This window comes from Vibrio sp. SG41-7 (assembly GCF_014164465.1).
In the GTDB taxonomy this organism is placed as follows: domain Bacteria; phylum Pseudomonadota; class Gammaproteobacteria; order Enterobacterales; family Vibrionaceae; genus Vibrio; species Vibrio splendidus.
The window spans coordinates 1-9210 of record NZ_JACJFF010000156.1; the positions used below are offsets into that span (position 1 = coordinate 1).

General features: G+C 43.5%; 7 protein-coding genes and 1 pseudogene. 2 read left to right on the forward strand and 6 right to left on the reverse strand.

The window, feature by feature from the left end:
• The coding region (gene traI, locus H5300_RS23805) for a conjugative transfer relaxase/helicase TraI (protein ID WP_182797069.1) at positions 1–4388 on the forward strand (4388 nt) is incomplete at its 5' end.
• Between the two features lie 20 nt (positions 4389–4408).
• On the opposite strand, the gene H5300_RS23810 is transcribed toward traI, so the two are convergent.
• From H5300_RS23810 to H5300_RS23830, 5 genes are all read right to left on the reverse strand, one after another.
• Entirely contained in the window at positions 4409–4768 is a 360-nt protein-coding gene (locus H5300_RS23810) for a hypothetical protein (RefSeq protein ID WP_166672906.1), read from the reverse strand.
• 555 nt (positions 4769–5323) lie between these two features.
• A complete protein-coding gene (locus H5300_RS23815) occupies positions 5324–5767 on the reverse strand; it encodes a lytic transglycosylase domain-containing protein (protein WP_182797070.1) in 444 nt (147 codons plus the stop codon).
• Positions 5768–5821: 54 nt separating this feature from the next.
• On the reverse strand, positions 5822–6157 hold the full coding sequence (locus H5300_RS23820; protein ID WP_182797071.1) for a type I restriction endonuclease subunit M: 336 nt from the start codon (positions 6155–6157) through the stop codon (positions 5822–5824).
• Between the two features lie 78 nt (positions 6158–6235).
• Entirely contained in the window at positions 6236–6622 is a 387-nt protein-coding gene (locus H5300_RS23825) for a hypothetical protein (protein WP_182797072.1), read from the reverse strand.
• A gap of 38 nt (positions 6623–6660) precedes the next feature.
• Positions 6661–7017: a hypothetical protein gene (locus tag H5300_RS23830; protein WP_050651848.1), complete on the reverse strand. Its 357-nt coding sequence runs from the start codon at positions 7015–7017 to the stop codon at positions 6661–6663.
• A 473-nt stretch (positions 7018–7490) separates the two neighbouring features.
• Here H5300_RS23830 and H5300_RS28550 point away from each other — a divergent pair.
• Positions 7491–7910: pseudogene (locus H5300_RS28550) on the forward strand (IS5/IS1182 family transposase); the annotation flags it as partial.
• Positions 7911–7999: 89 nt separating this feature from the next.
• Here the strand turns inward: H5300_RS28550 and H5300_RS23840 are convergent.
• Positions 8000–8923 (reverse strand): Rpn family recombination-promoting nuclease/putative transposase, encoded by a 924-nt coding sequence (locus H5300_RS23840; RefSeq protein WP_182797073.1) that lies wholly within the window; start codon positions 8921–8923, stop codon positions 8000–8002.
• Positions 8924–9210 lie beyond the last annotated feature (287 nt).

The following is a 9210-nucleotide window of genomic DNA, read 5'->3' on the forward strand; positions in this document are numbered from 1 at the left end:
AGCAAATCGCGCAAAACCTATTGAACGTCGGCAACTATGTCGGTAAACGTGTCCACTTAGTGTCACAAAACGCCAAAGACAAACACCGTCATAGCCAAACCATCCAACGTGAAAGTCATACGGTCGCAGCCTGGGTAAAACACCGGTTTCAAGAAGAGCATCGTCACTCTGTCCATAGTTTGTTGCACTCCGACCTACCAATGACCAACAAAGATGTCCTTCTCGTCGACAGCGCCCACAAAATGAGCGCGAATGAGTTGATCGCTTTAAACGCAAAAGCTAAGGGATCGGGGAGCAAAGTCATCTTGCTGAACAACACGTCCAGTCGCCAAGGTTTTAATGCCTATAACGCCATCGAGCTTTACCGCAAAGGCAACGTCGTCTCGCACTCTTGGGTAGACAGCAAACAGATAGACAGTAAGGTTGCCTTGCACGACAGTGATACGCGCACCCTCGCCAGAGCTTATACCTACTTATCAAACAAAGAAGACACACAAGTGCTGGCGACTTCTCACGTTGAACAACTACGATTGACGGACGCGATCCGGACCTCTCTACAGAACCAGGGTCAACTTGCCCGCAGCGGCATCACCTTGTTGACTCAGCAACCTCATTATTTGTCTAAACCCCAACAGGAGTTAGCGCAACACTACAAGCCGGGCATGACCCTTCGCCATTGGGAAGACGGAAAACCTCAAGAGTTAGTGGTTTCCACATCGGATAAGACAAACAATCGAGTCCATGTACTCAGCAAAACCGATGGACAAGAATACACCCTCGATCCCGCTTCCACCGGATTCAAAGCCCTCAACATGCAGGTCTTTAAACCTGAATCGTTGCAAGTTAACCAAGGTGAACGCCTCATAACCACCAGTAAGCACTTTCCATCTGGGTTGAACGCCAATGAACGTTACGTGGTCACAGGATTATCTAAAGAAACCCTGAAGTTAACGGACACGCAAGGCGAATCGAAAACCATCCCCGCTGAAGCCCTGAAAGACGCACCACTAAAATACGACTATGTGCATTCCGCCAGTCATATCGAACCAAGGCCGCACACTCTTATTTCAGGCAAAACCTTTACGCTCTCCAAAGCGCTCTTCCATGATCTGACCGAGAAAAGCGCGCGCATCGATGTGTTTACCGACAACCCCGATAAAGCCCAGGCCGCGCTTGAGAAAAGCGAAGTGAAGCTTTCTGCCATCGAGCGAGTGATGCACACTCAAAGCGTCAACGACCGCTACCTGACTGACACCACCGCCATCACCGTCAAAAGCGACATCCAGCAAGCCCTCATTCTCTTAAACAAAGAGCAAAATTCACCACTGCAAGAGAAAGCGTTGAACTTTGCCCTGAGTCATCTTTCTGAAAAAGAAGCGGCGTTTACACAAAAAGAGTTAGTCGTCGAAGCGATCCGTTACGCTTTTGAAGAGGCCAATCAACCGATAATCAAAGATCAAATTGAAACAGAGCTCGCCAAGCGCAGTGACACCCTCTCTGCCGAATACAGCGACGGCACACGCTGGACCACCCAAGCGGCGCTCGATACCGAAAAGCACATCTTGCGGAACATTGAGCAAGGGAAAAATCAACACAAGCCGTTTGCCACCCACAGACAAGTCAGAGATTATCTCGATGCACAGCCTCGCCTTACCCAAGGGCAAAAGGACGGCATCACCCTTATCTCAACGACCAAAGACAGTTTTGTGGCCGTGCAAGGTTTAGCGGGCACCGGTAAATCCACCCTACTCGAATCCAACATTGAATTGATTCAACACGCTAGCCAAGCCAGTAAACACTCACCTTCACAAATCATAGGTATTGCACCAACGCACGCCGCCGTCAGCGAACTGGAAAGCAAAGGGATACAAGCGCAAACGCTGGAAAGCTTACTGACCGACCTAAGACGTGGCATCACCTTACCAGAGGACTACAAAAACACGCTGTTCTTCCTCGATGAAAGCTCCATGGTCAGCAACCAACAAGCCAAAGAGCTCACCGACCTTGTATTGCAAAGCGGCTCCAAAGCCACCTTGCTTGGGGATAAAGAGCAGCTGCTGTCTCTTAATGCTGGTAAACCGTTTGAATTAAGTATGAGCCAAGGACTCATCGATACGGCTTTTATGACCGACATCATTCGTCAGAAGAATGAAATACTGCTTGGTGCCGTACACAACATTGTAGATAAGCAGCCACACAGCGCCCTCGATAAACTCTCTCAGCAAGGTCCTGATACACTCGGTAGCACGCAACATATCATTTCCACCCTCGATGAGAGTGCGAGAGACCAAAGCAAAGCGCAACTCATCGCCACCGAAAAGCTGCCTTACGCGGTGGCGCAGGACTACCTTGCCCGAACGCCAGAAACACGAGAAAATACGCTTATCATTGCTTACACGAATAATGAGCGTGACCACATCACTGAGCACATTCGTGTTGGACTGATGAAAACACAGGAAATAGGCCAAGAGAACATCACCACCACCCGATTGCGCTCCACAGGTGATAGCAAAGAAGAGCTGACCACCATGATGCCTTATCAGAAAGGGCTCATTTTAAGCACCAAGCCAGGAGAGTACGACATCATTACCCACGTTGATTCGGAGCACGGTGTGGTGACACTTCAAGACGTAAACACAGGTAAGACAAAGCCGTTTTTACCACGCAACAAAGACCACAAATACACGTCACTCTTCGCTCAATCAGAAAAGCCACTTTCAACCGGTGATAAAATCATGACCCGCTTTACCGATAAAGCGCGAGGCATTAAAGCCAATGTGGAATACACCATCAGCCGCGCCACCGATGGGGAAATCACCGCACTGTCGAAAGAGGGGCAAACGTTAAACCTCAATCCAAACCAACTCAAAGACGGGCATTGGGATTACGCTTACACCAGAACCGCAGATATGGCGCAAGGCGCGACGTATCAGAACGTCATTACCACCCTAAAGGGTAAAGGCGCACTGACGAACTTAAGACGCGCTTACATCGATTTAAGCCGGGCGAGTAGTCATGTGAAACTCTTTACTGACAGCCCAAAACAGATGATGAAGAGCTGGTTATCGAAAGAGGTCAATAAACACAGTGCCATTGAAACCGTCGAGAACATTGCACCACACAGTACGCCTTACTTTAATGACAAAGCCCTATCTCATGAAGACGTGCGTTATCACAATAGAAACGGAGATTTTGACTACAACCAATTTAAAGAACACATCAGCCAAACGTTACCGAAATACACCGAAAGCTTAGCCATCAACCTCTTGGGGCAACCGAACCCATCTAAATCAGACCGTGATTATCTCACCTTTGGTATTGGAAAGTCGGCAATAAAGGTATCGTTAACGGGGGAATATCGAGGGTATTTTAAAGACTATACCACCGGTGAAAAAGGCTCATTAATCGATTTAATGATGATTCATAAGGAAATAAATTTTAAGGAGGCAATGCAAGAAGCCCACAACATCCTTAATGATCCTGATAAATACCAGCTCACCGCCAACCCCAAACATGACCAATTACTGAATACAACGCCAAAACACATGGCACAATTTGAAGAGAGAGCGAAAGAATATATACAAACCAGCCAGCCACTCACAGGCACATTAGCCGAAACTTACCTCAATAATTTGGGGATTGAACACCCTAAGAATGACCATGTTCATTTTCATCAAGAAGTATATTCCTCAGAGGACAAAACATTTCACCCGGCGATGATAACTAACATTCACGATAAAAAAGGAGAAACAAAAGCGATCGAAGTGACTTATTTAGACGGGCAAGGAAATAAAGATCCGGCACTCGACATCAACCCACGGATATTAGGCACGAAATCCAAACAAATAACGCGATTCCATCAAGGCAGTGATTTGCACACCACCATCATCAGTACCTCAATCGAGAATGCTTTTATTATTAATCAAGCGCATCAAGGCCAATACGACATTATCAATGTCAATCATAAGAATGACATTCAGAATATCTCCCCCGATGAACTCAGACAGAACATTGTGATTGTACTGAGTCAAGGCAATACTGATTTAAATCCCAACAACATTGAAAAAATCATGGCCAATTTTTCAGGGAGAAATATTCAGTTTGTTTCACCTGACAATATGCTTGAGGAAATCAAACAGGGTATTGAACAATACCATCAACAAACGCATCAACAAAAAGAGGAATTCGACACCCCCACTCAAGACCATGATTCATTAACCAACAAGCCGGACACTGATATTAATCAACACACAAAAGAAATCAAAGATAAAGAGCTTGAACACTTCGACAGCAAAGAACCCTCCCCTCAAAAAACGTTTGATTTTAATCAGGAGCGTGACAACAACAATGACCAATATAATAAAATAGATAGAGAGTTAGAGCGGTAGAAAAAGGGGTGTCCAATGGACTACCCTTTTTTTTTGCCTGCCAGAAACTCATCGACTTTATTATCGATATCAGATTTCACCTGTTGCCTAAAGGGTTTGGATTCTTTTTGTTCTCGGAATAATTTTTCACCATCAAAGGTTTGTCCATGAACCACATCAGTGATCGCAGATGAACCACGAACGACACGATAAATCTCTTCCATCAACTCACGATTCGATGGACTATCATCCTCACTGTCATTGAGTTTAATGCGCAGTGCCAACATCAAAAGTTGCCGCGTGGCCTCGGCATCACTTAAGGCTTCCTTATCCCTAAACGTCTTAAAATCTTGCGCTAACTTTCCACGTAATGAGCTTTGTAATGGATAAGAACGTGTCATATTGCCCTCCTCAACCCCAATTAAAAGCATTGTTATTCCAATGAAATTTCAATCAATTAATTTTATAAAACACCCATTAAGCCTTGTCAATAAAGGACTCAATCAACATTCAATGATTTCCAATTAAAATGACATTGAAAACGCTCTCATCGCTTTACCTATAAGGGATCAATTAATAATCATTGAAAAAATATATTTATCCATTGAAATTTAATCGGCTAATTAGTGTAATTTCTGAAAATTTTTCCACGTTACTTTAAGCGACTATTATATCTTTAACTTTTTGTTTTTATTATCTTTATGTTTTTCACAGACAACCATTTGCATTGATTTCAATGCGCCGTAGGGTGTGGATGATTCTAAAGCGGTAACAATGACCTCCAATGAGTCTCCATCGAGTTTGTATTTTTTGGGCTTGTTTTAGAAACGTCGAGAGCAAAAGCCGAACCGTTGGCGATTGAACCGAGGGTGATTGAGACCATTAGGGAAGGAATGTAAAACGGAAAAAGAAGATCGTGACACAACTAGCGCCGCACTGTTATGGTGCGACAAAGGTTATTTTAATGGCGATTGGTAATAGACTTTCTGAACTTTTTTGATGTATATTTTTCTGGCGCTTTCGGTACGTTTAAGAAATCCTGCATTATAAGCGCCTACGCTATTCCAGTTATAGCCATGGCTGGCAAAGTTAGAACTTAATACCCACGCACCTAATGAAACATTAAAACAAGGTTCGTAGACATTGGTTTCATTGACATTAAATTCAGCCAGTCGAGGAAACCAACTAGAGTTAATTTGCATGAGTCCAAAATCACGACTGGTTACTTGACCTTTTTTATTTTTGTTTTCGTTATAAGCATTAGGATCAAGACTGCTTTCAACTTGTGCTATCGCTCGCAGCAAATCTGGATCTACATTATAATGTTGTCCTGCTTCATCAAAACAAAACGAATACCCGACACTTGGAAAGACCGACAAAAATAAGATTAGTTTTTTCATAAGCTAAAAAATGGAGTCCAAAGGAACTCCATTATATCGCGTGAATTGACGTCATCAATATTCATTAAGGAGTAAAATCGTAGTGCAACTACGATCACGCTCGGTAATTATCCAAACTTGTTCATTACAAATGGTATAACTGGATAAAACCCGCTCGCCTGTCTTAGTGGCTTCGTCATTGGTAAGTTTATCTTCAACACAGACATTTCCCCAATCACCATTTTGGTAACGATGTAAGTAAATCGGTAAATTCACACCAATATTGTTATTTAGCAGTTCAGCAATGCCTTGTGTACAAACAACTTTGCCAAGATCAAACGGCACAGTCGTACAAAAATAATTTTTTTCTTTTGTTTCTTCGTCACCTGATGTAACATTTTTAATGTTCATTATATTTACCCCTGTATTTAAATTGAATTTGCCTTGATATTTGATACAACAAATATCAAGGCGCTTTACTTTTAGCGTTTAATAAACGTCTTCCGTTTTACGAATGTGATTAAACACCTCATACACTTCATCGTAAGAAATGCCATACCCTTCGAGCTTTTCGACACAATCACAAATGTCATTGGTATAGAAACACTCGTGATTGAATAGCTCACGGCGAATGATCGATTTTTTACCATTCTCTTCGATGTCTTCGGCGATCCCTTCTTGAGCAATAGAATCTAAACGGTTCATTAATTGCTTCGCATTATCAACAGGGCAAATTAAGCCCATACCTAACGACGCATATTTCACGCCCTCTTTGTTTGCTTCATCGAACTGTTTAGTGGAAAAGGCAAAAAATGCCCCAGCTTCATTAAATGCTTGCGTTTGTTTGGCTTGAATATAGTGAGAGAGATATTTCATGACTTACTCCTGACGTTAATACAAAAATATCCCAGTAATTAAAACGGGCAACGGTGAAACGAAAAGAGGGCTCTCGAAGGGGTTGATACATCCTTCACAATAAAATTGTCAGTTAAGTCCCCTATTTTAAAGTGGTGCAAGATACTCTTCTCAACCTCAGCCAGAGTGGATGGGTAGAACTTAGAATCACGCGAAGTAAATCCCGCGATTTTGAGTTCAGCTAAGGTAATGTCGCTACACGGCGTAAGAGAAAAGCCGTGCTCTTCTTCCTCTGTACGCTGAGGAATACGCAATAAAGAGATATCATTTTTTGGTGAGCTTTCGTGCCCAGCGGCGAAACGCTGGTTGCTGAAATTCGATTTAGAGAGAGTTGGGGTTGAGTTTTGTTGTGCCATGAGGAGTTTCCTTTTTGTTTGAGTATCACTTTTATGGAGCCGCTTGGCTGTCCAGACCTCAAACAGGGTTCTTCTCTGCAGGGGCGCGAAGCGTTTATTTACCCTTGCAGAGAAGGTTCTGATTGAGGATGGTGAACAGCCTGCGAGCGCCATCAAGTGATGCGAGTCGAAAGGAAAATCGGCACATAAGAAAACAAGCCCTTACTCGAACTTAATTGAAGCCAGTGAAAGGTAATAAGGAGGCACGACGATGCGCAGCTACGCAGTAGCGGAGGCGTTGGGTGATTGTTCGCAGTAACTCAATGTCACATCGAGCTTGCTCGATAACAGTGCCATAAGTTATCGCGAGAGGAGTGAAGCGACTGAATGAGCCGTCCGAAGGGAGAACGCCCAATATTTAAGTTTAATACGTACTTTACAGGTTGATTGGCGTTGGAAACAGAACCGTCATAGTCAATATTCAGGGATATGCGTCGAAGGCGGTTCAAGTCAAATATCGCAATAAATCTAAAGGGTTATTCGCCATATAGCCATTAACTCAACTGGCCTCCACCTTTTTGGTCAGGGAGAGCGGAAAGTGAAAAAGCTTGATGCAAAGAAACGCAGAGCATGGCAAAAGCTGCACTTAGCTTTCATCTCGATACACCCGAAACCATGAGTGCGGAAGTCAGTTTTGTTGTGCCATGAGCCTCTGAAAAAGAAAGGTTGTCCCTCACTGAAACTCACCTCGAAAGAAGGTAATGCTTTGGGAAGAGAGTGGATCAATAAATGAAGCGGAAAAGGCGCTAACGAGCGGTAAAGCGAGTTTGAAATACTACAACGCTCAAATAGGTGAAATGATAGTAAATGTCAAAACTATAAACAAAATTATAGGTCTAGGGATACCAGTTTGAAGCGGTTAGCCATAGACGATGTAGCTTTGTTTCCAGGCTTATTTGATCAACAATGCCACTTTGCCACACAACCCTTTATGCTTGCTCGGCTAATGAGAAAGTTGTGCTAGTTCGTCTTCATTCAATCCCGTGACATCCATAATGGCTTGCTGGTCGATCCCATTAAGCAACATCTTGCGCGCCATCTCCTTGAGTGCTTCTTGACGGCCTTTTTCCTCACCTAATTGTATACCTTCTTGGCGGCCACGTTGCTCGCCTTGTTGGCGCAATTGTTCTGCAATAGTCATAAGTGTTTCCTCGTGTTTCGGTACTGATGAGACTAGTGACGTAATTAACGCTTCTAGGTTACTCGTTTCACCCACTTGGAGTAGGTAGCTCATCAATGACTGTACTTGCTTATCTGTAGTGTAATCGGTTAAGAGCAATGTGACCAGAGGCTCAAGGAAATCCATGATATCGCGATGCCTCGCGTGCTTTTGTACAAGTTCAAGTAACGCGATACGGCGATGTTGCATTATCTCATCATCGGAGATAACAGTGACATCGACCAATGGAAAATCTTGAGTATAGAGAGCCTTAGCCATCTTAGGGTTAGCAAAACCTTTTAACCAATTCATCTCATAAGGATACGGCGAGACTTGGCCATGGTAAAACTGCAAAGGTATCACTAAGGGTAAGTGCTCACGGCCCGCTTCAATATGCTGTTGCATAGCAGCGATAGCGTAACGCATCAGTCTGAACGCCATGTGTTTATCTGGCCGACTCTGGTGCTCGATTAACGCATAGACGTACCCTTCCCCCTGAGACGTTTTAAGAGAATAAAGGACATCCGAATAGTAAGGGCGTAAGCTTTCTTCAATAAAACTGCCTGATTCGAGCTTTAGGGTCGTCAAATCACAGATTTCACGCAGCTCAGCAGGCAGGTGAATATCCAATAAGTCCTTAGCGGTTTCAGGGTGAGTGAGAAACTGCTTAAAGAGCGCATCATGTGGCGTTGGCGTGGTCTTTTTCATTCCATTATCCTAACACCAAATAAGTCAAATCAGTACTATGATAAAAATTCCGCACCATGTTGGTTTCTTTCTACACATCAATTTAGTTCATTCACAGTCCTACTAGCCGATATTTGGACAAGTTATTACCCCAAAGATTAATAGAGTAATGACTCTTACTGCTGAGTTTGTAATACTTGTAGTCATGGTGAAGTGCGGAACAACGATACTTAGAAATTCAAGTGATGGCATAAAGATCGCGTAAAACCCATAACTTAATCTTGCCATACATCGTATGAAACCAGAGA

Bases quoted from the DNA above. Each gene is read 5' to 3' on its own strand.
- H5300_RS23810 (WP_166672906.1), bottom strand. From the start codon at position 4,768: ATGACACGTTCTTATCCATTACAAAGCTCATTACGTGGAAAGTTAGCG.
- H5300_RS23815 (WP_182797070.1), bottom strand. From the start codon at position 5,767: ATGAAAAAACTAATCTTATTTTTGTCGGTCTTTCCAAGTGTCGGGTAT.
- H5300_RS23820 (WP_182797071.1), bottom strand. From the start codon at position 6,157: ATGAACATTAAAAATGTTACATCAGGTGACGAAGAAACAAAAGAAAAA.
- H5300_RS23825 (WP_182797072.1), bottom strand. From the start codon at position 6,622: ATGAAATATCTCTCTCACTATATTCAAGCCAAACAAACGCAAGCATTT.
- H5300_RS23830 (WP_050651848.1), bottom strand. From the start codon at position 7,017: ATGGCACAACAAAACTCAACCCCAACTCTCTCTAAATCGAATTTCAGC.
- H5300_RS23840 (WP_182797073.1), bottom strand. From the start codon at position 8,923: ATGAAAAAGACCACGCCAACGCCACATGATGCGCTCTTTAAGCAGTTT.